A 23,726-nucleotide genomic window follows, 5' to 3' on the forward strand; every position below is an offset into this window, starting at 1 on the left:
GGGAGTTAATAGAATTAAGGTGGCCGCGGCGATGAAGATACCTAGCTACGACGAGTTCAGAGGAGCCCTGGAAGACGCTGTAAGGATCCTAAAGGCGGAGTGGGAGAATGGATACCGTGGGGATCTCAAGTTTGTTAAGAGAAGAGACGGGATACTCCTCATAGAAAACGGGTTTAACGGTGATATACTAGTAGTAGGGGACCTGCACGGCGACTATAGGTCGCTAGCCAAAGCACTGGAACTCGGGAAACGGGCTGACTTAGTCATTTTCCTAGGAGACTATATAGATAGGGGGCCCCTAGATGAGCAGATCATGGTCCTATACGAACTCCTATCCAGGATAGCTAGAGGCGAAAACATCATACTCTTGAGAGGGAACCACGAGGCACCACGGGGTCTAGAACCCTCTGGCCAGGACTTCCCCTATGCACTCTATCGATTCTATGGGGATAACGCTGGTAGCCTAATGGAGCTCTCTAAGGACTTATGGGACTTGATGCCATACGCGCTGGTAATTGAGAATCACGCGTTGTTACTCCATGGAGGCCCCCCAACCCGGAACCTGAACGCTGGCCTATTGGAGTATCTAGGCGTTGGCAGCGTTGACAGGATGAGTGTGCTTGAAGAGGTTCTCTGGAACGATCCGATAGAGGCTGACATCGTAAGAGCCCCTAATCCTCGTGGCGCTGGTAGTCTATGGGGGAGGCCCGTCACCGATATAGCTCTGGGGAAGGTGGATGGCCGGGTCATAATCAGGGGCCATGAAGCCGTCATGACCGGTCACAAGTGGAATCACGAGGGGAGGGTCCTGACCGTCTTTACCAGTAGGATCCCGGTGTATCCGGTTGAGAGTGCATCCGTTGTGCTGTGTAGAGTTGCTGAGCTAGAGCCTCATAGGGAAGACTGCGTTAGAGGCCTATAGAGCCTAGGATCCATGGCATCCCGCCATCTGGGCATATATGTTGACCCTGGAGCATATCTTGCATATAGACTCCCTGTATTTTACATAGGCTTCCCGAGTGTTTATACCATCGTTTTTGGCGATCATCTCCGAGATCTCCCTTATGATGTTCATTAAGTCCCTCTGCACCGATATGTTTTCTATTAGCTTCCTGCCTCTCTCGCCGTTCAAGTAGTAGGTTACCGCTGCCGGCGTGAGCCCTAGTAGCTTAGCCGCCCTGTAGCGGGAGTAATTATATTCCTCCACTAGGGTCTTTGCTATAACTGCTCTTATGCTTGGGATTACGATTTTACCAGCGTATTCGCAGGGTAGCTCTAGTTTGAATTGTTGGTTTGGTTCCTCTTTGGCTTGCCCGCGTTTTATCCTCTGTCTCTTCAATTACCTGACCCTAGGTATGGTGTTGCGTGGAGTACATAAATACGGAGGCTATATATTAATTAATTAACTAATAATATTTTAATAATTTATTCATTTACTCATATAGCGATACAGTATTAAACTTTAAAGTAGCAGGTTACGCTTCCGGTGGGAAGAAGAATGAGCGCAAGGAAATACTACACCCTAGACCTCTCCGAGGAGTTCAGGAGAGACCTACGCGAAACACTAGAAGACATGATAGACCCAGTAGAAATAAACGTCTTCATAGACGACAACTGTGAAACCTGCGAAGACACAGTAGCACTCATCAAGGCTTTCGAAGAGGAAGCCCCGGTGAGAGACGGGAAGAAGCTCATAACCGTGAAAATCTACAACAGATCCAACCCAAGCCACCAAGAAGAGTTCAAGAGACAGAGAGTAGAGCGTGTACCAACAGTCACTCTGATAGAAGGCTACATCAAATACACGGGCATACCAGCCGAAGAGGAGATAAGGGGGTTCGTAGAAACCCTACTCAGGATCAGCGAAGGCGACTCGGGGCTAGAAGACTCCACAAAAGCCATACTCGCCAATCTACGCAAAGAAGTCTATATAGAAACCATAGTGACCCCTTCATGCCCCTACTGCCCCTACGCAGTACTGCTAGCCAACATGTTCGCCTATGAAGCATACAAACAAGGCTCCAAGAAAGTGATCTCGGACACTGTAGAGGCCTATGAAAACCCAGACATAGCCGACGGCTATGGCGTGCACAGCGTACCCGCAATAGCCATAAACAAGATCCTAGCCTTCATCGGAGTACCCTACGAGGAGGACTTCATCCGCTATGTAAAAGCAGCGTCGGAAGGGAAGCTAGAGGAACTAGTGCTGAAGGAATACGGCGATGCTACATCCTTCTAGACCGCTTCCTAAATCTGAAAAATACACCCTTTCTAACTAATTTCACCACCGCATAACCTACGAAGCCGGGTGCCAGAGGCAACCTGAGGAAATCGACCGCAACGGGAATATCAACGCTATCCAAAGGGCCTCTGACAATAGCCACGTTAGAGTTGGCGGGCAGCCTAGCCTCGCCGACCCCAGGCGAATCCAAGGGATTATACATTGATAAAGCCATCTCACCCTCCTCCATGGCATTCATAATCATGATAGCACCCGAGCTAGACCTAAGATTCCCGAGCCCATCCTCGGGCGCATCAACCGGAATCCACCTGGGAAGTAAATCTTCGAGGAAAATCCTATAAGCTACAGATTCGCCGCCAAGCGCTATTCTAAGCGAGCCCATAGCGCGGACAGTCAGCTTGCCGGGGCCCAACTCTACGACGACCCCGTTCCTAGAGGTCAACGCTATCTTACTCCACAATCCTATGACCAGGGCTGGCACGGGACCTAGCCGTAGAGTCTCGCCTTTAAGCCTAAACCTGTAGTACCATGAGGGATAGAGAATGGAAACCCTGTAATCATAGTACGGAGTATGGATCTCTATAACACATTCGCTCCCGTCGCCCCAGAAGACACCGCCCTTCCTATCTAGGTATCCGTGGCACGAGTCGACGGCTATACGCGATAAACCCCGTGGTAAAGCCTGTTTCTCCCCTATGAGCTTGAAGACGCCCAGTGATGCACTGCCGGCTTTAGAGGTGTTTGAAACCCTGTGACAGGTGCCTGGCTTGACGGCGCGTAGAGGAGGGAGGGGGCCCGTGTAGATGGTTCTCTCCAATTCCAAGTCGTAGATACAGCCTGGAGGTCCCTCGTTATCTATTCCTATGCGTAGGGGTGTGAGTGGATCCCACGAGAAAGGGTTCACATAGGCTCTGGTAAGCTCTGTTTCAAGGCTCTTTGAGAGCCCCTCTATGGCGCTCCAGGGCTGATAGTATGGGAGGGGCTCCGTATAGTATCCTATATCCGGGTCTTCAATGAGTTCCGCCTCCAGTCCACCACTATTGATGCGAACCGGGTAGATTCCACAGCAAGTCCAGGTAAGACCTGTAGAGGCCTCTACTTCGATACTACCTCTTCCGTGTAACAATAGTAATGGCTGGATTCCCGGTAGCTTGACGAGCTTGTCCCCGCCTAGAACCGTGTACCTAGACCAGTCAGGTACTATTTTCTCCACGTAAGATCTCATCTATTATCTCCTCGGCATGACTCTTGCTTCTTACATCGAAAACAGCATAGAGGCGCTCTCTTTCGTTTAAATCGACTCTCCCTCCGAGTAGGATCGCTTTCTCCTCCCTGTCGCGGGTCGCTTTCGGGCCGTGGATTACTATCGATAGCCTCTTTCTACCGTCACTGAACTCCGAGTAAGTGACTTTTATACCTCCTTCACTGGAGTATGCCGTTAACCGGTTTTCTTCAAGCATCTCGCCCGTCAAAGTCGCGTGGACTACCTTTTTAGCGGAAACCTGGAAGCCCTTTCCCTTTAGGAGCGCGCGCAACGGCCTCCCCCATGGAGAGATTATCACGCGTACCCGGGGTTTTAAACTAGGGGAGCGTCATATCGCGGTAATGTCCTCACGGGTCGGGTGGGGGCAAGCTTAATCATCCGCTCCCAGACGTTTAAACCGGCCTAGCAGAGGTTTAGAAAAATACCCTTGAGCGCCTGGCTCTAATTGATGGGCGGAATGAAGTCTTACTCCCGGCCTGAAGGCTGGATGTGGAGAACTTACCCGACTGACCGCCTGTAGCGGCATAGATGCCTATGTTTATACCTGGGCCTGGTTATCACACCCAGCTAGGGATACCGGTTTGGGTGCAGGCAGCGATTATACCGTGATTGGGGGTGGTCCGGCCGGAGTAGCTGCGGCTTATGTATTGGGTAGGGCTGGGTATCGCGTTACCCTCTACGACATGGCCCCCAGGCTGGGGTTTAAGCCCTGTGGCCGGGGTATCCCGAGCACCGGAGACCTGCCCTTCGATATACCACGGGACTCTATAGTTAGGAGGATACGTGGAGCCGCCCTGTATGTTGACTCTGAGCCTGTATTCGAGATCGAGGAGGGGTTGAATGGCGTTATAGTCGATAAGGGAGGTATGCTGGAGGCTATACTAGCTGATGCTGGCGTTGAGCTAGTTAGGAGGGCTTTCTATAAAGTTGGCAGTAGAGAGGTTAGGGTTGGAGGATCCTATAGGAGGGTTGCAGGAGGATTCTTCGCCGGGGGCCACCCTTACTATCCGGGGGAAACAATCAATGCAATACAGTATAGGGTCAAGGGGAAGCAGTTCGAAGACCTGGATAAGCTAGTTATCTACTTCGACACGAGGCTTATAGGCTACTACTATGTATTCCCTAATCATGGCAATGAAGCTGACGTCGGCGTGGGCGGCTTCGCCGATTTTGATACCCTACGCTTGAAGCTAGACAAGTTTATGAAAAACAATAATTATACTAGGGGCGTGAAGACGCTTAGAATAGAAGGGGCACGCATTGCCGTTGGCGGCGTCGTACTAAGCAACGTGGATGGCCTGGAAGTTATAGGCGAAGCCGCCGGGTACGTGCTCCCGTTGACCGGAGAGGGAATCAGGCCAAGCATGCTCTCGGGAGCCTACGCTGCGGACGCTGTCCTCAAAGGCAAGAACGTCCGCACCGTACTCCGAGAGGCGCCCATTACAAAAGCCATACGTCTGCAACGGAGGATCCTGGATAGAGTCAAGAAGATGACGCCGGAGAGGAGGGCGAGTCTCCTGAAGAGCATGCCGCCCAGTGTCCACGCCATGATAGCCCTTGGCCGCATCGACAAGAGAGCGCTCCTGAAAGCATTAGCGGGTAAGCCGTCGCTTCTGGCGAAGATACTCAACTTGTTGTAGGTGGTGTGAATGGTCCTAGACGAGAAGGACCTAGCGTTGCTAAGATTACTGGAGAGGGACTCGCGGATCGCTTGGAGGAGGATCGCGAGGGAGTTGAATGTAAGCGAGGCGACGGTCTATCTTAGGGTCAGGAAGCTAATAGACGAGGGCATACTTAGAGGATTCACGATAGACGTTGACGTAGAGAGACTCGGGCTAACCGCTACTATATTCGCCCTGGTGAGGGTCGAGGCCAGAAAGATACAGAGAGTGAGGAAATCCCTGCAAGAGCTGAGGTACGTGTCGGAGGTCTACGAGATAACCGGGCAACACCACTTTCTAGTAAAGATACTTGCCCCTTCATACGCGGAAGCGGCCAGCGTTATAGACGAGTTAATGAGCCTCAACGGGGTGGTCGAGGTGAGTACCTTCACGGCCCTGAGGAAGCTTAGGAACGGGTCGCGTGTGATAAGCGACTTTATCAAGTGGAGGAGCGGCGGTCCTGCGAGAGCCTGAGGCCATACCTATACTAGCCTCGGTTTGCTACCAGTCATCCCGCCTATGTATCAAGTCTAATCAGTACCTGGTCGTTAAGTGTTTACCTGGTGCACGGGTTAGATGGATAGAGAGATTCAAGTGCTGGTGGGCGGGCTAGGCTTCGTAGGACATCATCTTATCAACGCCCTGCTAGACTCGGGTGTAAAACCAATAGTACTAGCCAAGAGAGATACGATCCTGAGGAAGAGACGCCTCTACGACGCGGTGACCAAGCGAGGAGTCGATGTAGTTAGTCTAGACCCCAACGAGCTTGCCAGAGTAATCACCGATATCAACCCGGAAGTAATCTACCACCTAGCCGGAAAGCCCGGCGGGCCTATGAAAACCCAGGAGCAAGCCCATGTAGAGCTACTCAGACACGAAATAGAAGCCTCAAAGACCACCGGGTCCAGGATAGTATTCTTCAGCAGCATAGCCGTGGCCGCCGATATAGCCGGTAAGCCCCCTGGATCCACGATAACAGAAAACGAAGCACCCCCTACAACACACGCCGACTTCAAAACCATACACAGCGAAACGAAGGCTCGCGGAGAGACCCTGCTGACCAGCTCCAGCGTCGGGAAGTGGAGTATACTCAGGCCAGGCCTCATATATGGACCCGACGCGCCCCATCTAGAGTGGAAGTTGATCCGGGCATTCATCCGCTTCAGGATAAAGCCCGTGATCGATAACGTCCCCGTAGTCAATGTAGTCGACGTAGCCAATATAGCCCTCCAGAGTGGAGAGGGGAGATTCGACGGGAAATGGCTACACGTTGTGGCAGAGACTATTGAGTTCAGTGATGTCGTCGACGGGCTATGCAGCTCCCATAACAGGGCTAGGTGTATAGGACTTCCCTTCACTTGGCTGACGAGACTAGGCTCCATAGCACCGAGGAGCAGCCCTCTAAGACTATCATGGAGCATAATATCAAGGAGATACAAGTATAGGAGCATTTACCTCTCTGGCTACGAGTGGAGGCTGCTCCCACTCTCGTAACCCGTGGCCTAAAGCACTCTAAAGGCCACCATCTCAGCTATCTCGGCGAAGCCTAGGCCCCCCGGCTTGGACGCCACATAGTCCACTAACTCTTTTACTCTAGGATCGGCATCCGAGGGGCAAGCAGACTTACCTGCAACGTCGAAGAGCGGTTTGTCGTTCAATCCATCGCCCACCGCTAGCACCTCCTCCAAGCTTATACCGGTCAGCCTAGATGCCTCGCGGAGCCCTGCACCCTTACCGGTACCACGGGGTTGAATGTGTATAGCATAGCCCGAGTCATAGATGGACACGTTGTATCTAGATGCTAGCTCGTAGAGTAGGCTTCTATCGTAGCCTGGCGGCGGGTATAGAGCTACATCGTGATGTCTATAGGGGTTCTGCCAGCTCTCCCTGAAACCCTTCTCCTTGAGCTCCTCGATGAGCCCCCGAGGGGGCTTACCCTGGCATACATGGATGGTCTCTCCGTTATAGAATAGCACGCATCCGTTCTCGGCGATTGAGGGGCCGCTAGCTCCGATGTACCTGGCTAAGCCAGCGGTTATAGGCAGGCTGTTCCCCGAAACCAGTGACACCATTACCCCGATAGACTCCAGTCTCCGTATAGCCTTTACAGCCTCGGTACTGATTAGGAGATTACCCCTCCCGAGCGTCAATGTCCCGTCTATATCGGTCGCCACCATTCTTATTGGCATTATACATCCCTCCTGCAACTGCATAACGGTCTAGCTTATAACGTAAACCACGGTATAGTGATTACCTGGTAGTCGAGGTGGGCAACGTGGAAGAGGGTTTTAACTGGCACTGGTTCATCGAGTGGGGGACCCCTACAAGCGCTCACATGTACGGGATAGAAGAGGTGCTCTATCATGGCAGGTCGAAGTACCAGGATATAATGGTTGCCCTAGTCAAGGATCTTGGGAAGGCGCTTATACTCGACGGGAAAACACAGTCAGCCGCTGTAGACGAGTTCGTATACCATGAGTCCTTGGTACACCCGGCCATGGTCTTGAACGGTAATCCCAGGAAGGTACTTATACTTGGGGGCGGGGAGGGTGCTACTGCTAGGGAAGTCCTTAGGTTTAATACCGTAGAGAGGGTTGTCATGGTTGATATCGATGAAGAGGTCATAAACGTCTCTAAGAAGTATTTGCCAGAGTGGCATCAAGGCGCCTTCGACGACCCCCGGCTGGAACTCGTTATCATGGACGGACTGGAATACGTGGATAAGGCGAGTGAGAAGTTCGACGTCATAATAGCGGATCTGGCGGACCCGCTTGAAGCCGGACCGGCCTACAAGCTGTACACGAAGGAATACTATGAGAAACTAAAGAATTTATTGAATAAAGGGGGCGTCTTCGTCACACAAGCCACAAGCCCGGCCATCACCACGTTCACACACGCAGTGATATACAACACCATAAACTCAATATTCAAGTACACGGCGATGTACCACGTGTACGTCAAGAGCTTCGACGGGCTATGGGGCTTCGTGATCGCATCCGACTATAGGGACCCTCGAAGCCTATCCCCAGAGGAGATAGACGACTTCATAAGCAAGCATGTAAGAGGCGAGAACAAGTTCTACGACGGAGCGGTCCACAAGGCGATATTCACGATTCCACGATACCTGAGAGAGCAACTATCTAAGATAAAAGAAATCGCTACACTGGAGAATCCCGTCTTTATGCCAGCCTAGTCTTTCCCCTTCAACATATGATAGATCCTAGTGTAATCGGATTCGGAGAAGCCGTGCTTCACGGCGAGCCTGTAAGTATTTAGCGTCGCGGAGATTGCCGGTTCGGCGATCCCCTTATAGAACCCGGCTCTCACGGCATAGTCCAGGTCCTTCATGGCTAGCTTCAACGTGAAGGAGGCCGGCTCGTGGGGGTCCCTCTTCATCCTGTCCAAATACTTCTCCACTATACTGGCGAAAACAGTCTTGCCAAGTACCTCCTTGAAGACACTAGCGTCAACGCCATAGGACTCCGAGAGCAGAGCCGCCTCCGCGAGAAGCTGTAGATTCCCAATTAACAAAGAGTTAAACGCTAGCTTCAGCGCAGCAGCCTTTTCCGGCTCTTCACCAACGACTATAGCCTCCCCGGCCAGATCGTCGAGCAACGGTTTCGCGGCATTTACGCACAGTCTCTCGCCGCTCACCACGAATAGAGCTCTCCCTTTCTCTACTGCCGAAGGACCACCTAAGACTGGCGCTTCCACGTAGCATCCTCCAAGGGATTTCACAAACTCGTAGAATCGCGTCGAGGCGTGGGGCGTTACAGTTGCAGAGTTTATTATTACGGCTCCATCGAGCCTACGGAACGTGCTTAGGACCGAGTAGATGGAGTCCTCGTCTGCCAGGAACAGTATAGCGTATCGAGCCTCTTGGACCGCGTCGAACGGCGATCTAGCGACTATAGCATTGAGTTCTCTGGCAAGCTTTTCGGCTTTCGCCTTAGTCCTATTCCATAGTATGAGCTGGTATCCCTTTGCTGCCAAGCGTTTGGCCGCTGCTGACCCCATCCTGCCAGTACCTATAATAGAGACCTTATCCCCCATCCTGCTCACCCTATACCGCTACTGTAGTCTTGCATTGGAGATAAATCTTCTCGATGCTGAACATAGGCTGAAGAGGGGATAGGATATAGGCGAGAGAGTCTGTCCAAGGTGTGGTAGGAGCGATAGAGAGCTGGAATTCATAGGTCCTCTCTGTAGGGAGTGCTACATAGAGGTCTACGGGGTCGGTAGTCTACCCGGCCAGGTCGACTTCGTCTACTGCAAGTACTGTGGCAGATTCAAGTACCAGGGTGGATGGAATGAGCCGACTGGAGGCCCCGAAGACACTATAACCGATTATCTAGCGATGGTTCTCACAAAAAAGCTCAGGGCCTCGGAGTATCTTGAGGAGGCTTGGATCGAGGATATACGGTTTGAGAGGCCTTTTAGCGGGCCCGGCGTCTATACCGTGCTCGTCCGACTCGCAGGGCAAGCGGGAGGAGTGGAGGTTAGGGAGGATAAAGCGGTCCTAGTGAAAGTCAACGCGGCGGTATGCCCGTACTGCGCGCGTAGGATAACTAAGAGGGGGTACAATGCTGTGCTGCAGATTAGGAGCAGTAGTGGTAGGTTAGATGATGATTTGAGGCGTCGGATAGACGCGTTCCTTCAGGACGAGTTGTCTCCTAGGCTCCAGGATTCTATTATAGGAGTAGAGGAGTATAGGGAGGGGTTCGATATACTCATCGATGATCCCTCCATCGCTAGGATGATAGCTTCCAAGATACGGTCCAACTTCCTGGCTAAGATCATAGAAACGTTTAAGCTCGTTGGCAGGAATCCCGATGGCTCTAGGAAGGGGCGTTTGACAATCTCGGTTAGAATCCCCGACATAAAGCATGGTGACGTGGTGCTAATAGACAACAGGCCATACATTTTCTTGACAGTGTCCACGGGAGGTAACGCCGTCCTTGTAGACCTTAACAGTGGCAGGGAGGTCCATATGTCGGTCGACTCCCTCTGGCAGAAGGGCTTCCAGCAGTATCCGGGCGGCCCTATGATGAAGAGGTATATGCTGTTGAGCAGGAGCGGGCCGACCACCGTGTTTCTCGACGCTGAATCCAACTATAGCAAGGTAGTCGAGGTCCCATCTGATGTAGTCAGGGTGTATGCAGGGGATTTCCACGAGGGGGGAGAGTATAAAGTCTTCCTAGCAGGCAACAGGGTTTACGTGGTTAAGCGGGTTGATGACGGGTGAATAGACATGGCTAGAAGGGGAAAGGGCAGAGACCGTTTCAAGGGCGAGATGCCGCTTCCCAGCGACGAGGAAGGCACCCTTCTATGTGTGGTCAGAAGGAACCTGGGCGGGGGGTTCCTGGAGGTTTTCTGCACGGACGGCGACATCTACAAGGCCTGGATTCCCGGTAAGATGAGGCGGAGGGCATGGATGAGGGAGGGCGATATCATACTCTTCCTGCCCTGGGGTTCACGGGACATGAAGGGCGAGGTAGTCTATAGGTATCTCAAGGATGAAGTTAAGAAGCTCATGGAGATGGGGTTGATCTCGGAGGAGTTCATAGAGGAGGGAATGGAATAGAGTGCCTGGCAGGGGCCGATGGCTGAAACGCCAGCGGAGAGAGGAGAGGAGGATAAAGGACAGGGACCTCTTAAAGACCGTCGAGGAGGTATTCGACTCCTTCACCGTATCACTCCTCTACAAGCTGTTATCGAAGGGCGTAATCAAGGAGCTAAAAGGCGTTGTAAACGCTGGGAAAGAGGCGCGCGTTTACTTGGGCGTCTTGCGCGATGGAAGCTATGCCGCGGTTAAAATCTACCTGTCCTTCACAGCCGAGTTTAGGAAGAGTATCAGGAAATACATCGAGGGCGACCCCCGTTTCGAGAACATACCCAAGAATAACTTCAGGAAACTAATATACGAGTGGACGAGGAAGGAGTTCCGAAACCTGAAAAGGCTACATGAGAAAGGTGTGAGGGTCCCTCGTCCTATAGCGTATATGGGTAATATACTTGTAATGGAGTTTATAGGAGAAGACGGGTTGCGAGCCCCTCTGCTAGTCGAGATAGCCGGTGAACTTGGCCGGGAAGAGATGTATAATGTTTACCTTGACGTGGTTAACCAAGTTGAAGGAATAGTTTGTAGAGCCGGCTTGGTCCACGCGGATCTAAGCGAGTATAACTTAATGATTTATAACGATAGAGTATGGGTTATCGACGTGAGCCAGGCGGTCCACTACAACCATCCGCACGCCGATGAATTCCTGGACAGGGATCTCAGCAACATTTACACGTTCTTCTCCAGATACATTGATATGAGCGGCTGGAGGGACGTGGAGAAGCGGATTAGGGGGTGTCTAAAAGCATGGAGGGAAGGGAAGCTAGACCAAGAATCTATGTGAAAGTCCCTATTGACAGGATTGGAGCCGTTATCGGTAGGCAGGGAGAGGTGAAGAGGTACCTGGTTGAGAAGCTCGGAGTAAGGTTGACTATTGATAGCGAGAACTCTCTGGTAATAGTGGAGCCTGAAGCCAGCAACGTGCCTCCCATCAACATGATGAAGGCTGGCGAGGTCGTGAAGGCGATCGCATATGGATTCCCGCCTGATAAGGCGTATCGATTAATGGACGAGGACCAGATACTGGTTATTGTTGATTTAAAGCAGATAGTAGGCGATTCGCCCAACCACTTGAAGAGGGTGAAGGGGCGGATCATAGGAGAGGGTGGACGAGCTAGGAAGGCTATTGAGGAGATGACTGGGACTGACATATTCGTCGGAGACTATTATGTAGCTATAATAGGGGAATACGAGCGGGCTATGGCCGCTAAGAAAGCCGTCGAGATGCTTGCAGAGGGGCGTATGCACAGCACGGTGTACAAGTACCTGGACAGGGTACTGAGAGAGGTGAAGAGGAGGGAGGCATTACGTCTATGGGCTAGGGAGGAACTAGAGGGTCCCTAGCCCGCTTTAGAGTTATTTCCCCTGGTTGCGTCCCCCATGCCTATGGACGGGAGCGATGATGGAAGCCTGCGACGAGCAGAGCCCGGCCCGGGGCGGTGAGAAGGAAGAGCCGAAGGAGCTCCCGTCTGACTGTAGAGTTATAGTCCGTGGAGGATTGCCCAGGCTTAGGGATCTCGTTGACGAGATAAAACAACCCTTCTACGAGTATAACAGTTTGATCTCCTATACAGGCTATTATCTCAAGCCGGTGCATAAGGTTTACAAGAGGTTGCCAGACGGTAGGAGGAGAATATACGAGTACTATGGCAGGTACTGGTGGAGGAAGGAGGGGTCGCGTTGGATCTATGCTGGGACGGTAAAGCCGTCGTCTATCAAGTATGATCCGCCCTCGCATCCCCTGGAAGGCCTGTCCATTATAATAGAGGGTAGTGATGTAATACTTGACTGTAGGGATTACGATAGGTTTAGAGAGTTCTTCGCTGGACTTGAGATTGAGACCTTGAGTATAGAGTAGTATCGCCTAGACCTATACACGGGGCGGGCTACTCTAGGGGTGTTATTACAATCTGGTCGCCTATGTCGACCCTTAGTTTCTTGGCGGCATCGCCCTGGTTGACTGCTATCTCTATGAAGCCGAAGCTATTTACATACATTACGAATTCTCCCACCTGGACGTCCTCGAACTTACGGCCTATAGTTGCAGTCGCCGAGCCAGTATCCGTCATAATCATGACCTTGTTCCAAGACATTATTGGTAGGAGTCCCTGCCTCGCGCTTAGAGCTATATTGCCGAATTTGTCTATGTAGATTACTTTAACCCTATAACCCTCCTCTACCTCTTCGACGTGTTCGAGCACGAGCCTCTTCAATGCCTCCTGTTCTATGGGGCTGCCGAGCAACTCCATGTCTATTCCAGACGCGTAGAGTGCTGCTGCTGGGACGAAGACGTCTCTTGCATGGAACGTGTTGGAGAGGGGCCACTTGCCTCCAGGTAGCTTACCCTTGTATCTACTAGCTGCTATCTCTACTACCCTGTTAGGGATGAGAGCCACACCCCTCTTGAATCCCTCCCTCGTTATAGCTGGATAGAGGAGTCCATTGTTCGGGCCGACGAAGGTGTAGTCCCCTGCCTCTACCAGTATCGCCTCCCTGGTAGTCCCGACTCCCGGGTCGACGACCCCCACGATCACGGATCCCTTATCGGCCCAGAAGTATGTGCTGACGAGTATGTAGGCTCCAGCTATAACCTTGAAGCTAGGTACAGAGTTGTCTATCTCGATAAGCTCTAGGCCCTCGTCTATCGATTTCACAACGGCCCTTAGCACGCCAACATAGGGGCCCTCTCCGAAGTCTGTTATCATGTAGATACGCTTGTTCACCAAACTTCCCACGCTCTCCTCTTGAGACGCTCCAGCGAAAATCCTAAGAACATCTCAGTATTTGAGCCTATATAATAGGGGGCGCGACGCCCCGCTGAGCAGGCCTGTAGGAGATCGCGGTGAGGCTGGGGTCTCTGACCCCCCGCACAGACTAGCAGCTCCTTAGCGTGTAGACGCTAGGCCCACTATTGGGGGACTTGTTTAGCCGTGAGATTGTTTATATAGTCATATGCGAATATCTGCTACTCGACAACATGAGGTGTGTGCCTGTGACCATGGTTCACGATCCTTATGAGGAAGCGAAGAAGCAGCTTCGCCAAACAATAGAGCTCCTAGGCCTCGGCGAGGAGATCTACGAGATACTTGCAGTCCCCGAGAGGCTCCTGCAGGTCAGGTTACCTGTAAAGATGGACGATGGTACAGTTAAGGTCTTCATTGCCTGGAGAAGCCAGCACAACAGCGCCCTCGGCCCCTACAAGGGCGGAGTTAGATACCACCCCGATACCGACGCTCACGAAGTCATAGCCCTGAGCATGTGGATGACCTGGAAGAACAGCCTAGCAGGCCTGCCCTACGGCGGTGGTAAGGGCGGTATCCGCGTAGACCCCCACAAGCTAAGCCCAGGCGAGCTAGAGAGGCTGTCAAAAGCGTACTTCGAGGCCATCAGCGACCTAGTGGGCCCTGACCAGGATATCCCGGCACCAGACGTCTACACGAACCCACAGGTGATGGCATGGTACTTCGAAGCATACAGTAGGGTGAAGAGGGGCCAGTACTTTGGAGTGGTGACCGGTAAGCCCGTCGAGCTAGGCGGGATGCATACTAGAATCATCGCCACTGGCTACGGGACAGCAGTATCCGCCAGGGAGGTTGCTAAGAAGCTATGGGGAGGAGTCGAGGGCAAGACCGTTGCAGTGCAGGGCTATGGCAACGCTGGCTACTACGCAGCTAAATTCCTGAGTGAAATGGGCGCCAAGGTAGTTGCTGTAAGCGACAGTAGGGGAGGAGTCTTTAACCCAGATGGAATCGACCCCGACGAGGCCAAGAAGATAAAGAATGAGACCGGGACTGTGCTAAACTATCCCAAGGCGGTGAAGAAGCTGACAAACGAGGAGCTCCTTGAGCTCGACGTCGATATACTGGTGCCAGCCGCTATAGAGAACGTGATCACCGAGGCCAACGCTGACAAGATAAAGGCTAAGATAATTGCAGAGGCCGCAAACGGGCCGACCACCCCTGAGGCCGAGGTCGTCCTGACTAAGAAGGGCATAATCGTCATACCCGACATCCTTGCCAACGCGGGCGGCGTTATCATGAGCCACATAGAGTGGGTAAACAACAGGATGGGCGGATGGATCACGGAAGAGGAGGCGAAGTCGAGGCTAGAGATGAAGATGGTCAATAACACCAACAAGGTATGGGACTACTGGCAGAACAAACTGGACACGAGCAAGTACAACATGAGGACGGCAGCTTACGCCATCGCCGTCGAGAGAGTCGTCAAGGCCATGAAGCTAAGGGGATGGATCTAATCCCCAACAAATTCAAACAAATAATTATTTATTTTATTAAACCCGTTTTATTCTATTGTAACAGTGAATAACCCCGAAATACACTATCAGAGGCGGGGGTCCAAGCCATGTCTCTAAAACTCGAAGTAATAGAGATACCCCTGGGAGATGGGACCAACGTGATCATAGGCAAGAGCCACTTCATAAAGACCGTAGAAGACCTGTACGAGGCACTTGTAACCTCATGCCCCTCGCTGAGATTCGGAATCGCATTCTGCGAAGCAAGCGCCAAACGACTAATCAGGAGAGATGGGAACGACGAAGAACTAATCAACATGGCCGTAGACGCCTGTAAGAGGATTGCCGCCGGGCACGTGTTCGTTATCTACCTGAAGGGAGGCTGGCCCATTAACGTATTGAACGCTCTAAAGAACGTCCAGGAAGTAGTTAGCATTGAAACGGCCACTGCGAACCCACTAAAAGTTATAGTGGCTGATCTAGGCGACCAGCGCGCTCTACTAGGCGTGGCTGACGGCTTTACGCCATTGGGCGTTGAAGGAGAGGAGGACGTAAAAGAGAGGAAGGAGTTCCTCAGAAAGATAGGGTACAAACGGTAGTCTAGATCAACTCTTTAGACGCCTTAACTATCCTCTGTGCACCTTTTTCTATATCCTCCATCGAGGTGGCGAAGCTCAGCCTTACATAGTCCCTTCCAATGTTGCCCGGGAAACTGGTTCCTGGCAACACGAGAACCAGGTAGTCGTAGAGTAGCTTATCCACTAGCTTGTAGACGTCTAGCTTGGATTTCTCAAGCAGTGTCTTGACTCGTGGGAACATGTAGAATGCCCCCATCGGGAGGTAAGCCTCTATACCCTCCGCCTCCGAGAGTATCTCGTATAGCCTCTTGGACCTCCTCTCGAACTCCTCTATCATGCGGTTTACAGGCGTCCAGTCACCCTTCAGGGCCTCCACTCCGGCTTTCTGCACGAAGCTGGGGGCGCAGCTGTAGAGTGAGACGGCTAGGTCTAAGAGCCTGGGGACTACTTCCTCTCTCACAACGACGTATCCTAGTCTCCACCCGGTCATGCTAAAGGTTTTCGAGAAGCCGTTGATGTAAACTACGTAGTCTCTCCAGTCAGGGTACGAGAGGAAGCTTTTGAACCGGGCGCCGTGGAAGACGAAGTTATCGTAGATCTCGTCGACGAATATTACTAGATTGTGTTTCCTGGCCAAGTCCATCACGTAATCTAGCTCTTCCGGCGTGAACACTGTTCCCGTCGGGTTATGGGGATTGTTTATGGCTATACCCCTCGTCTTATCGGTTATCATATCCTCTAGCCGTTCAACGTCTATGCTGAAGCCCTTGTCGGGCTCGAAGTTCATTGGTAGGAAGACCGGCTTGGCTCCGATGAACTTTGCTATCTGACTATAGGCGTAGTAGCTAGGGTCGAGTATTATGACCTCGTCTCCTGGCTTGAGAAACGCTGATATCCCCAGGAATATAGCCGTCTTGGCTCCAGTGGTTACTATTATCTCGTCCGGCGACACTTTACCGTAGCGCGAGAGGTACTCCGATATCGCTTCCCTCAGCTCCGGTATGCCAGCCGTCTCCGTGTACCCTGTAAAACCCTCGTCGAGGGCTTTCTTAGCGGCTTCCACTATGTGTTTGGGGGTTGGAAAGTCAGGCTGCCCTATGCCGAAACTCACAACATCCTTGCCCTCACTCCTTAGCCTTCTCACGGTGGCTAGGTAGGAGAACGCTGTTTCACCTATGATCTCGTACATTGCAGGGTTTAAGATCTCGGTTGGCGCCTTCAAGTGGCTCACCCCAAAGATACGTTTAACCATGGATATCAGACTAGGTTAATAATTCGAGGCTCGATCCTAGATACTGACGGGAGACGACTATGTCTAAAACCTCTGGCAACGTGAAAGTTACTATAAAATGGTTTATCTCCGACAAGAAGACTTATGGGCCCGTCGAGATTGGAGTCCTTAGACCTGGTAGAGAATACGAGTCTGTCGAGGTCGGGAGCCCAATAGAGATATTGCTCAATGTGATAGAGAAGTCGACTAAGTCTAGAGAAGGCGATTACTTCGAGGTGACGGTGGAGGCTCCTGGCATTATAGAGGTCATGGGAGAGAGCCCGAAATACAGGAGTCAAAGGATGCTTTTCCCGAGGCCCGCGAGACTCGTCCGAGTGGGAATCCTGAGGAGCGAGAGGATTGGGAGCCTACCTAGCGTTTCCGGGGACTACATAGTGTTTAAGAGAGACGATCTTGAATGGTACGAGGAGGGCGAGGAAGTCTACGTGTATGAGGGGTCCCTCCAGGCCAGTGAGGACGTCGTCTTAGTTTATATAGAAACGGCGCTTGGACCCCGGATACTTATTCCACCTGGCCGCGAGAAGTTTCTCCGAGACGCTCTATCTCATACTCTATCATCCGCCGAATAGACTGGCTATGGACTCGGATTAGATGAAGGTAATAGCCCTTCCTAGTGAAGGGGCCTCTATTACACAGGATACAGTAGTATATCGTAGTGGGTGGGCGCAGTCTCAAGCCAACGTTTCGAGCTGCTGTAACAGCTATCTTAGGGGCTAGTGGATAGAAGAACTCGTCGACGTCGATGAGGCCACTGGCTATCCTGGCGGCACCCTCGACCAGCCTCGACATCACGGCCTCAGACGGCATCTAATACCCCAGCTCTCAATACACGTAGATTTCAGGGCTTGATGGGTTTTAGGCTCTGGCCGGAGCCGTTTATAAGGATGGGCCTTACCTCTGTGTACTCTCTTATCAGGGAGTAGTTCAGCTTCGGTAGCAGGACCTTCTCTATTTGGAACATCCCAGCTAGATCCTTCATGTAGACCTCTATGATGAGGGGCCTCTCGCGCCCTCTCTTCAGCTCGACGCGGGTTATGCTGAGGGCTGATAATGCATGGATGTCCTCTTTGCCCCTTGAGTATGGGAGCCTTGCTCTCCCCTCGGCCATGTCGGTTGCGTCGGCGACCTTGACTATGGATGCCTCTATTGTTAGAGCCTTGACGTTCATGGCTGTGGAGTAAATTGCTCCCATGACTTCGCTCTTTATCCTGTAGATCAGTTGCTTGCTATCGATTATCTCTTGTAGGATTCTATCGAGCAAGGTGTTTGATAATAGGGCGCCTATGAGCTCGTGGTTCTCTCTATGCACAGAGTTGCCTATATCGTGGAGGTATGCGCCTAGTAGCACTATTAGCCTTGAATAGTCCTCGCTTGGAACCACTCTCTGTTCTAGACTGGACGGCTTGATTCCAGCGCTCTTTAGTATCTCGTAGATCTCAAGCGCGGACCCGGATACGATGGCTGCGTGGACTGGGCCGTGGTCATTGTATAGTAGCCTGCTCACCGCGTTAACGTTAGACATCTTGAGGAGCTCCTGTATTTCAACGTCATTGACTAGTATCTCCCAGGCTTTTTTGAGTAGGGAGTTCTTTTCGATATGCTTCTTTACTAGAGACGGAGATACATGCGCCATATCACCTTACCTCTTCATCAATCCATTTGAGGTAATCATTGTTTCCGGCGATTATGGGCAACGCTATTATCTCTGGGACCTCGTAGGGATGCATCTCTTTGACCTCGTCAATGAGTTTTTCTAGCTTGTCAATCCTAGTTTTTATTATCAGTAAGTCCTCCCCGTCGCTCTCTAAGGCACCCTTCCATAGATAGAAGCTCTTCACGCCAGATACCACGTTGACACAGGCGGCGAGCCTCTTCTCAACTATAGACCGGGCTATTTCGCCGCCTTGCCCCGCGGGCGTTGTAACCAGTACGACTGCGTAGCCGTAGCCCAATCCCGTTCACCACCCTGTGAAGGGCCTGACACCAGCATACCTTGCAGAAGACTGTAGTATGTTTTCGATCTCTAATAACCTATTATATTTAGCGGTTCTCTCCCCTCTGGCGGGGGCACCGGTTTTTATCAATCCCGTCGATAAGGCGACGGCTAGGTCGGCTATGAAGGAGTCCTCTGTCTCGCCGCTTCTATGGCTTATTATACTACGTAGTCCATAGTGGGAAGCCTCCATTACGAAGTCTATAGTCTCCGTGAGTGTACCTACCTGGTTTATTTTCACGAGTACTGCATTCGTTGATCTAGCCTCTATCCCCTTCTTGAGATACCGTGTATTTGTAGTGTATAAGTCGTCGCCGACTATGAGGACCTTATCACCGATACGCCTGGTTAGCTCTGCATAGTGCTCGAACGCATCTTCGTCGAATGGGTCTTCTATGTACTTTATGGGGTACTCCTCGACTAGGCTAGAATAGAATTCCAGTAGTTCCTGCCAGTTCATGGCCTTTCCATCTATGCTATAAACTTCTTTTTCACTGTCGTAAAACTGTGATGCAGCGGCATCGATCCCTAGGAAGAAGTCCGTTCCCGGCTCGTAGCCGGCGCGTTTTACCGCCTCCACTAGGAGGTTGAGCGCGTCGCGGGTGTTCCTTAATGGAGGAGCGAAGCCTCCCTCGTCGCCGACATTAATCGAGTTGGGGCCATACTTTTCTCTTATGATAATCTTCAAGCCGCCGTAGACCTCCACTGCCATGCGGAGCGCGTCCCTGAACGTATCGGCGTTCACGGGTATAATCATAAACTCCTGTATACTTAGTTCATTGCCGGCGTGAGCGCCGCCGTTTATAACGTTTAGAAGGGGAGTCGGCAGTAGCCTAGCGCCTGGACCGCCTAGGTATTCGAAGGGTTCCAACTGTGCTGTATCGGCTGCTGCGCGGGCCACCGCAATGCTAGTAGCGGTTGTGGTGTTCTCGCCTAGCCTTGACTTGTTAGGGGTCCCGTCAAGGGCGATAAGGATACCGTCTATGAAGGCCTGCATCCTAGAGTCTAACCCGGCGAGGCGCGGGGCTATCTGGGTTTCCAGAATAGACAATGCACGCGCGACGCCGTAGCCCAACCATCTCTTGCCGCCGTCCCTGAGTTCAATGGCTTCTCTCTCGCCGCGGCTAGCCCCACTCGGCGCGTATCCATAGCCTTTACCTGACCCCGTCCTCACATATACCTTGAGTGTTGGCCTTCCACGCGAGTCGAGTACCTGTAAGCCGCCGACGCTTTTAATCGTGTAATCCAATGGAGAGACACCACCTCTAGAGAGCGTAGCCAGCCGCCAAGATATAATTAATGCCTGGAGAGATATTGTTTCGGGTTCGGGGGCTACGGCTTTGAGGGTATTGATAATAGGGGCCGGTAGGGTTGGCAGCACGCTAGCCGAACTGCTGAGCTCGGCTGGCCACTCGGTCACGGTTATAGATAAGAGTGAAGAGAAGGTGCTCAATATACAGGCTGATGTAGAGAGTTACATCCGAGACGCCACGGATCCCAGCGTTTACGAGGAGTTAGATATAAGAATCTACGACGTGGTTGTAGCCGCGACTGATAGGGACGAGGTTAATCTATTCGTGGCCGCGATAGCGAAGCTTAATAACATAGAGAAGGTTTATGTACGCGTTAAAAACCCTAAGACCAGTAGGCTCCTCCGGATTCTCGGGGTTGAGGGCATCATAGTCGTCCCCCAGATTGCGGCCAACATACTCTATACGCTGATAGAGGGTAGATACAAGGTGGTTAACCTAGTGAATACGCTAATAGGCGAGTTCAAGCTAGTCTCTCTGACGGTGAGGGAGACGAGTAGCGTGAGGGGTATCACGCCCTTGGAGCTTGAGAAGAGGGGTCTACTGCCGAAGGGAGTGAAGATCCTGGCTATTTACTGGGAGGACAGATTCTATGACCCGAGTGAGGCTCCTCCGTTAGAGCCCGGCCAGATTGTGGTGGCCTTGGCTCATGAGGAATCGGTTAAGGAGTTGAGCGAGTTGTTCTAGGTGGTTGGCTTATGGATGTAAGTGACTTGATAAGTCTCTGGGTTATGGTTAAGGGTAACGTGTTATTCGCGCGAACGCTGGAAGCCATCGTACTGATTATCGTAATACTATTGTTCCTAGGCGTTGTCAAGAGGCTGCTGTCCAGGCTCGGCCGATTGAGTGGAGCGGATCAGAGGTCTCTTGAAAACACATATAAAATAATAGAATTAAGTACGCTTATAATTACATTATTCCTAGCATTATATCTCCTGACACAACAGACGCTAATAGCATTATTCATACTTGGGATAGTACTAGTAATCCTAGCCTCATCATGGGAGACTATAGCCAATATAGCCAGCTACTACGCTATCCTACTCTCGCAACTAGCAACCATTGGGGAATACGTCGTGGTCGATGGATGCGAAGGCAAGATCAGGAAAATCACAGTCATCTACACGATCATCGACAGCGGCTATAAGGTATGCAGCATACCCAATAGAGTACTGCTCTCAAAGATCAAATCCGCTATCAGGGAACCGGTACACATCAAGTTCAGGATCCGCATATGGGGGTTCGAAGACATCGAGATAGCCGAAGAACTCATGGCGAAGCTTAGAGAACGCCTTCAAGACGTGGTGGGAAGCATAACTGCGGTCCCGGGAGAAGCTAGAATTTATGTGGAAGAGATAGGCCCCGACGCCTTCACGGCGTCACTTCTAGTGCCGCACCCAGGCTACCGTGTACAGTCTGAGAAGATAGACCTTGTAGTGAGAGAGCTGGCATCAATCCTTAAAGAATACGGGTATCCCTTTAATATAAGTCTAGACCGAAGCAACGGCGGGAGGTGGAGAGAGATTGCCTAGAAAAAAGAAGAAGGACCCCTTCGTCTGCCCCAAGTGTGGAACTAGGGTCAACGAGCCCGTGAAGACGTGGACAATAGTATCTCCCATACCGGACAAGTACGGTAGAATAACGGTGACTATCATGGCAAGCTTCGTCTGTCCCAACTGCGGTTACAAGTGGAGGGACGCTATCAAGAAGATAAAAACTGGAGGTGATGAAGCTCCGGGGAGAGAGGATGAGAAGCGAGAGGAAGGTACTATTATTGAGATCGACCTATCCGATCTAGACGAAATAGAGTAGAATGCAATACTACACTCTATTCCCATTCTATAGTGGCCGGAGGCTTACTAGTGACATCGTAAACAACACGTACAACCTCTGGTATCTCAGAGGTTATCCTATTCACGATCCTCTCAAGCACATTCCAATCGACCCGGTAGGCCTCGGCGGTCATTGCATCATCGCTAGTAACCATGCGTATAGCCACGACGAGACCGTATGCTCTGCGATCCCCCTTAACCCCGGTCGCCCTGGATCTAGTTACTATAGCGAAGTATTGCCAGAGTCTAGACGCGATTCCTGCTTTCTCGACTTCATCGACTACAATAGAGTTAGCCCTCCTCGCGATCTCTACCAGCTTCCTGTTTATGGCGCCCTCCACGCGGACCGCCAAGCCGGGACCCGGTATAGGCTGCTTATAGACCAACTCGTCCGGTAGTCCGAGCCTCTTGGCAATAACCCGGACCTCGTCCTTGTAAAAGAATCTAAGGGGCTCGACCAGCTTCAAGCCAAACTTCTCGGGCAAACCAGCCACGTTGTGATGGCTCTTTATGACGTCCGCCCCCTTCCGAGCTCCCGACTCTATTATATCAGGGTAGATGGTGCCTTGAACCAGGTATTTAGCCCCCGATTCCCTTGCCAAGTCTTCAAACACCCTAGCATATATGCTGCCAAAGATCTTTCGCTTCTCCTCGGGGTCCCCGATCCCCTCTAGATTGTTAAGGAAGTCCTCCGAGGCGTCTACCACCTGGACGTTAACCCCGATACTCCTTAGGAAACGCGTAACCCTTTGGACCTCTCCTTCAGGGTGAAACCCGTGGTCAATGAGTACTGGGATCAAGTTCTCGCCTATAGCTCTATGCGCTATAACCGTTGCTACCGTAGAATCTACTCCGCCGCTCACAGCGGCTATAGCCCTCTCCTCGCCGATGATCCCTTTAACCTCTCTAACTAACGCGTCTATCATATTGCCTGGATGCCACTCTCGCTTGATCCCGGCTATCCTAACCCAGTTAGATAGCAATTCTCTGCCTAGCTCGCTATGCTTGACTTCGGGATGCCACTGAACGCTATAAACGTGGTCAACCCACATGGCCGCGACGGGACTCCCCTCACTTGTAGCAGCCACTCTCACCCCGGGAGGTGCGTCTAAGACGGCATCATTATGGCTCATCCAAACCCTAACCCTAGGCGGGAACCCGTCCAGTATCTCTCTACTGTCGAGTATCCTGACTAGTGTAGGGCCGAACTCCGGCTTAGGAGAGGGACCCACAGTCCCACCAAGTACTTTGGCGAGCAACTGGTGTCCATAACAGATCCCTAAGACGTGTTTACCCGAGTCCACTACGGCCCTGGCTATCCTGTCGTGCCTCGCTTGCCATACACTTGAAGGGCCGCCGCTGAGGATGAAGCCCGCATAGTCGTCGAGCGCCCTAGTTACGTCCTCGGGATATACCAACTCAGTATAGACGTTAAGTTCTCGTAGCCTTCTAGATATTAGGTGAGCGTATTGGCCGCCGAAGTCTACGACTGCGACGCGATCCATACCAGCTAGTGCACCGGTTAGACCCGGGGTACTAGTCTGGGGGTTATTTTTAACCATTATTCGTAGGAGGTGGCGACGCGCAAACCCGCCTTCACCGACACGATATCCCCCGCGGGTTGCCGCGGCCTCGGGCGGGCACGGGTCTATCATCTTGATACGGATATCGTGTGCCTATTTA

At 51.9% G+C, this 23,726-nt stretch carries 29 protein-coding genes; 17 read left to right on the forward strand and 12 right to left on the reverse strand.

Annotated features, from left to right (window positions below; all coding sequences use genetic code 11):
- Positions 1-31: 31 nt before the first annotated feature.
- Positions 32-922 (forward strand): serine/threonine protein phosphatase, encoded by an 891-nt coding sequence (locus F7C38_08040; GenBank protein MCE4601484.1) that lies wholly within the window; start codon positions 32-34, stop codon positions 920-922.
- A 3-nt stretch (positions 923-925) separates the two neighbouring features.
- Here the strand turns inward: F7C38_08040 and F7C38_08045 are convergent, their stop codons facing one another.
- Positions 926-1,339 (reverse strand): transcriptional regulator, encoded by a 414-nt coding sequence (locus tag F7C38_08045; GenBank protein ID MCE4601485.1) that lies wholly within the window; start codon positions 1,337-1,339, stop codon positions 926-928.
- 159 nt (positions 1,340-1,498) lie between these two features.
- Between F7C38_08045 and F7C38_08050 the strand changes: the two genes are divergently transcribed.
- Positions 1,499-2,239, forward strand: a complete 741-nt coding sequence (locus tag F7C38_08050) for a thioredoxin family protein (protein ID MCE4601486.1) — start codon at positions 1,499-1,501, stop codon at positions 2,237-2,239.
- On the opposite strand, the gene F7C38_08055 is transcribed toward F7C38_08050, so the two are convergent.
- Positions 2,226-3,467 (reverse strand): hypothetical protein, encoded by a 1,242-nt coding sequence (locus tag F7C38_08055; protein ID MCE4601487.1) that lies wholly within the window; start codon positions 3,465-3,467, stop codon positions 2,226-2,228. The two genes, F7C38_08050 and F7C38_08055, sit on opposite strands and share 14 nt — an antisense overlap.
- Positions 3,436-3,777 (reverse strand): hypothetical protein, encoded by a 342-nt coding sequence (locus F7C38_08060; GenBank protein MCE4601488.1) that lies wholly within the window; start codon positions 3,775-3,777, stop codon positions 3,436-3,438. The genes F7C38_08055 and F7C38_08060 overlap by 32 nt, the downstream gene beginning before the upstream one ends.
- Positions 3,778-4,111: 334 nt before the next feature.
- On the opposite strand from F7C38_08060, the gene F7C38_08065 reads away from it, so the two are divergent.
- From F7C38_08065 to F7C38_08075, 3 genes are all read left to right on the forward strand, one after another.
- A complete protein-coding gene (locus tag F7C38_08065) occupies positions 4,112-5,146 on the forward strand; it encodes an NAD(P)/FAD-dependent oxidoreductase (protein ID MCE4601489.1) in 1,035 nt (344 codons plus the stop codon).
- A 9-nt stretch (positions 5,147-5,155) separates the two neighbouring features.
- Entirely contained in the window at positions 5,156-5,641 is a 486-nt protein-coding gene (locus F7C38_08070; GenBank protein ID MCE4601490.1) for an Lrp/AsnC family transcriptional regulator, read from the forward strand.
- Between the two features lie 102 nt (positions 5,642-5,743).
- On the forward strand, positions 5,744-6,661 hold the full coding sequence (locus F7C38_08075; protein ID MCE4601491.1) for an NAD(P)-dependent oxidoreductase: 918 nt from the start codon (positions 5,744-5,746) through the stop codon (positions 6,659-6,661).
- 8 nt (positions 6,662-6,669) lie between these two features.
- Here the strand turns inward: F7C38_08075 and F7C38_08080 are convergent, their stop codons facing one another.
- The gene (locus F7C38_08080) at positions 6,670-7,356 is read right to left on the reverse strand and encodes a phosphoglycolate phosphatase (GenBank protein ID MCE4601492.1); all 687 of its coding nucleotides are present in this window, start codon (positions 7,354-7,356) and stop codon (positions 6,670-6,672) included.
- 86 nt (positions 7,357-7,442) lie between these two features.
- Here F7C38_08080 and speE point away from each other — a divergent pair, with 86 nt between their 5' ends.
- On the forward strand, positions 7,443-8,360 hold the full coding sequence (speE, locus tag F7C38_08085) for a polyamine aminopropyltransferase (GenBank protein ID MCE4601493.1): 918 nt from the start codon (positions 7,443-7,445) through the stop codon (positions 8,358-8,360).
- Here speE and F7C38_08090 read toward each other — a convergent pair.
- A complete protein-coding gene (locus F7C38_08090) occupies positions 8,357-9,220 on the reverse strand; it encodes an NAD(P)-dependent oxidoreductase (protein MCE4601494.1) in 864 nt (287 codons plus the stop codon). The genes speE and F7C38_08090 overlap by 4 nt on opposite strands.
- Positions 9,221-9,359: 139 nt before the next feature.
- Here F7C38_08090 and F7C38_08095 point away from each other — a divergent pair, with 139 nt between their 5' ends.
- From F7C38_08095 to F7C38_08115, 5 genes are read left to right on the forward strand one after another with little or no spacing between them, the layout of a single operon-like run.
- Positions 9,360-10,412, forward strand: coding sequence for a hypothetical protein (locus F7C38_08095; protein ID MCE4601495.1), 1,053 nt, complete (start codon positions 9,360-9,362; stop codon positions 10,410-10,412).
- A 6-nt stretch (positions 10,413-10,418) separates the two neighbouring features.
- Positions 10,419-10,751 (forward strand): translation initiation factor aIF-1A, encoded by a 333-nt coding sequence (locus F7C38_08100; GenBank protein ID MCE4601496.1) that lies wholly within the window; start codon positions 10,419-10,421, stop codon positions 10,749-10,751.
- Between the two features lies 1 nt (position 10,752).
- Positions 10,753-11,571 carry a serine protein kinase RIO gene (locus F7C38_08105; GenBank protein MCE4601497.1) on the forward strand — a complete coding sequence of 273 codons (819 nt, stop codon included), beginning with the start codon at positions 10,753-10,755 and terminating at the stop codon, positions 11,569-11,571.
- Positions 11,535-12,131: a KH domain-containing protein gene (locus tag F7C38_08110; protein MCE4601498.1), complete on the forward strand. Its 597-nt coding sequence runs from the start codon at positions 11,535-11,537 to the stop codon at positions 12,129-12,131. Before F7C38_08105 ends, F7C38_08110 begins: the two co-directional genes overlap by 37 nt.
- 58 nt (positions 12,132-12,189) lie before the next feature.
- Positions 12,190-12,645 (forward strand): hypothetical protein, encoded by a 456-nt coding sequence (locus F7C38_08115; protein ID MCE4601499.1) that lies wholly within the window; start codon positions 12,190-12,192, stop codon positions 12,643-12,645.
- Between the two features lie 28 nt (positions 12,646-12,673).
- On the opposite strand, the gene F7C38_08120 is transcribed toward F7C38_08115, so the two are convergent.
- A complete protein-coding gene (locus F7C38_08120) occupies positions 12,674-13,510 on the reverse strand; it encodes an SAM-dependent chlorinase/fluorinase (GenBank protein ID MCE4601500.1) in 837 nt (278 codons plus the stop codon).
- Between the two features lie 275 nt (positions 13,511-13,785).
- Here F7C38_08120 and F7C38_08125 point away from each other — a divergent pair, with 275 nt between their 5' ends.
- Positions 13,786-15,042 carry a Glu/Leu/Phe/Val dehydrogenase gene (locus F7C38_08125; GenBank protein MCE4601501.1) on the forward strand — a complete coding sequence of 419 codons (1,257 nt, stop codon included), beginning with the start codon at positions 13,786-13,788 and terminating at the stop codon, positions 15,040-15,042.
- A gap of 107 nt (positions 15,043-15,149) precedes the next feature.
- Entirely contained in the window at positions 15,150-15,638 is a 489-nt protein-coding gene (locus F7C38_08130; protein ID MCE4601502.1) for an adenosine-specific kinase, read from the forward strand.
- Position 15,639: 1 nt separating this feature from the next.
- On the opposite strand, the gene F7C38_08135 is transcribed toward F7C38_08130, so the two are convergent.
- The gene (locus F7C38_08135; GenBank protein MCE4601503.1) at positions 15,640-16,839 is read right to left on the reverse strand and encodes a pyridoxal phosphate-dependent aminotransferase; all 1,200 of its coding nucleotides are present in this window, start codon (positions 16,837-16,839) and stop codon (positions 15,640-15,642) included.
- An 89-nt stretch (positions 16,840-16,928) separates the two neighbouring features.
- Between F7C38_08135 and F7C38_08140 the strand changes: the two genes are divergently transcribed.
- Positions 16,929-17,477: a hypothetical protein gene (locus F7C38_08140; GenBank protein MCE4601504.1), complete on the forward strand. Its 549-nt coding sequence runs from the start codon at positions 16,929-16,931 to the stop codon at positions 17,475-17,477.
- Here F7C38_08140 and F7C38_08145 read toward each other — a convergent pair.
- From F7C38_08145 to eno, 4 genes are read right to left on the reverse strand one after another with little or no spacing between them, the layout of a single operon-like run.
- The gene (locus F7C38_08145; GenBank protein ID MCE4601505.1) at positions 17,410-17,715 is read right to left on the reverse strand and encodes a hypothetical protein; all 306 of its coding nucleotides are present in this window, start codon (positions 17,713-17,715) and stop codon (positions 17,410-17,412) included. The genes F7C38_08140 and F7C38_08145 overlap by 68 nt on opposite strands.
- A gap of 31 nt (positions 17,716-17,746) precedes the next feature.
- Positions 17,747-18,541, reverse strand: coding sequence for an HD domain-containing protein (locus F7C38_08150; GenBank protein ID MCE4601506.1), 795 nt, complete (start codon positions 18,539-18,541; stop codon positions 17,747-17,749).
- Between the two features lies 1 nt (position 18,542).
- Positions 18,543-18,860: a divalent-cation tolerance protein CutA gene (locus tag F7C38_08155; GenBank protein ID MCE4601507.1), complete on the reverse strand. Its 318-nt coding sequence runs from the start codon at positions 18,858-18,860 to the stop codon at positions 18,543-18,545.
- A gap of 6 nt (positions 18,861-18,866) precedes the next feature.
- Positions 18,867-20,150: a phosphopyruvate hydratase gene (gene eno, locus F7C38_08160; GenBank protein MCE4601508.1), complete on the reverse strand. Its 1,284-nt coding sequence runs from the start codon at positions 20,148-20,150 to the stop codon at positions 18,867-18,869.
- A gap of 91 nt (positions 20,151-20,241) precedes the next feature.
- On the opposite strand from eno, the gene F7C38_08165 reads away from it, so the two are divergent.
- Genes F7C38_08165 through F7C38_08175 form a run of 3 tightly spaced genes read left to right on the forward strand, consistent with a single transcriptional unit; the run spans position 20,242 to position 22,023 of the window.
- On the forward strand, positions 20,242-20,898 hold the full coding sequence (locus tag F7C38_08165) for a TrkA family potassium uptake protein (protein MCE4601509.1): 657 nt from the start codon (positions 20,242-20,244) through the stop codon (positions 20,896-20,898).
- Between the two features lie 11 nt (positions 20,899-20,909).
- A complete protein-coding gene (locus tag F7C38_08170) occupies positions 20,910-21,743 on the forward strand; it encodes a mechanosensitive ion channel (protein MCE4601510.1) in 834 nt (277 codons plus the stop codon).
- Positions 21,736-22,023, forward strand: a complete 288-nt coding sequence (locus F7C38_08175) for a ZPR1-type zinc finger protein (protein ID MCE4601511.1) — start codon at positions 21,736-21,738, stop codon at positions 22,021-22,023. The genes F7C38_08170 and F7C38_08175 overlap by 8 nt, the downstream gene beginning before the upstream one ends.
- A gap of 16 nt (positions 22,024-22,039) precedes the next feature.
- Here F7C38_08175 and guaA read toward each other — a convergent pair whose 3' ends face one another.
- Positions 22,040-23,698 (reverse strand): glutamine-hydrolyzing GMP synthase, encoded by a 1,659-nt coding sequence (gene guaA / locus F7C38_08180; protein ID MCE4601512.1) that lies wholly within the window; start codon positions 23,696-23,698, stop codon positions 22,040-22,042.
- Positions 23,699-23,726 lie beyond the last annotated feature (28 nt).

The organism is Candidatus Thermodiscus eudorianus, from assembly GCA_015521085.1.
Classification (GTDB): domain Archaea; phylum Thermoproteota; class Thermoprotei_A; order Sulfolobales; family Acidilobaceae; genus Thermodiscus; species Thermodiscus eudorianus.

Bases quoted from the DNA above. Each gene is read 5' to 3' on its own strand.
- F7C38_08040 (MCE4601484.1), top strand. From the start codon at position 32: ATGAAGATACCTAGCTACGACGAGTTCAGAGGAGCCCTGGAAGACGCT.
- F7C38_08050 (MCE4601486.1), top strand. From the start codon at position 1,499: ATGAGCGCAAGGAAATACTACACCCTAGACCTCTCCGAGGAGTTCAGG.
- F7C38_08055 (MCE4601487.1), bottom strand. From the start codon at position 3,467: ATGAGATCTTACGTGGAGAAAATAGTACCTGACTGGTCTAGGTACACG.
- F7C38_08070 (MCE4601490.1), top strand. From the start codon at position 5,156: ATGGTCCTAGACGAGAAGGACCTAGCGTTGCTAAGATTACTGGAGAGG.
- F7C38_08075 (MCE4601491.1), top strand. From the start codon at position 5,744: ATGGATAGAGAGATTCAAGTGCTGGTGGGCGGGCTAGGCTTCGTAGGA.
- F7C38_08080 (MCE4601492.1), bottom strand. From the start codon at position 7,356: ATGCCAATAAGAATGGTGGCGACCGATATAGACGGGACATTGACGCTC.
- F7C38_08090 (MCE4601494.1), bottom strand. From the start codon at position 9,220: ATGGGGGATAAGGTCTCTATTATAGGTACTGGCAGGATGGGGTCAGCA.
- F7C38_08100 (MCE4601496.1), top strand. From the start codon at position 10,419: ATGGCTAGAAGGGGAAAGGGCAGAGACCGTTTCAAGGGCGAGATGCCG.
- F7C38_08110 (MCE4601498.1), top strand. From the start codon at position 11,535: ATGGAGGGAAGGGAAGCTAGACCAAGAATCTATGTGAAAGTCCCTATT.
- F7C38_08115 (MCE4601499.1), top strand. From the start codon at position 12,190: ATGGAAGCCTGCGACGAGCAGAGCCCGGCCCGGGGCGGTGAGAAGGAA.
- F7C38_08125 (MCE4601501.1), top strand. From the start codon at position 13,786: ATGGTTCACGATCCTTATGAGGAAGCGAAGAAGCAGCTTCGCCAAACA.
- F7C38_08130 (MCE4601502.1), top strand. From the start codon at position 15,150: ATGTCTCTAAAACTCGAAGTAATAGAGATACCCCTGGGAGATGGGACC.
- F7C38_08140 (MCE4601504.1), top strand. From the start codon at position 16,929: ATGTCTAAAACCTCTGGCAACGTGAAAGTTACTATAAAATGGTTTATC.
- F7C38_08145 (MCE4601505.1), bottom strand. From the start codon at position 17,715: ATGCCGTCTGAGGCCGTGATGTCGAGGCTGGTCGAGGGTGCCGCCAGG.
- F7C38_08150 (MCE4601506.1), bottom strand. From the start codon at position 18,541: ATGGCGCATGTATCTCCGTCTCTAGTAAAGAAGCATATCGAAAAGAAC.
- F7C38_08170 (MCE4601510.1), top strand. From the start codon at position 20,910: ATGGATGTAAGTGACTTGATAAGTCTCTGGGTTATGGTTAAGGGTAAC.
- guaA (MCE4601512.1), bottom strand. From the start codon at position 23,698: ATGATAGACCCGTGCCCGCCCGAGGCCGCGGCAACCCGCGGGGGATAT.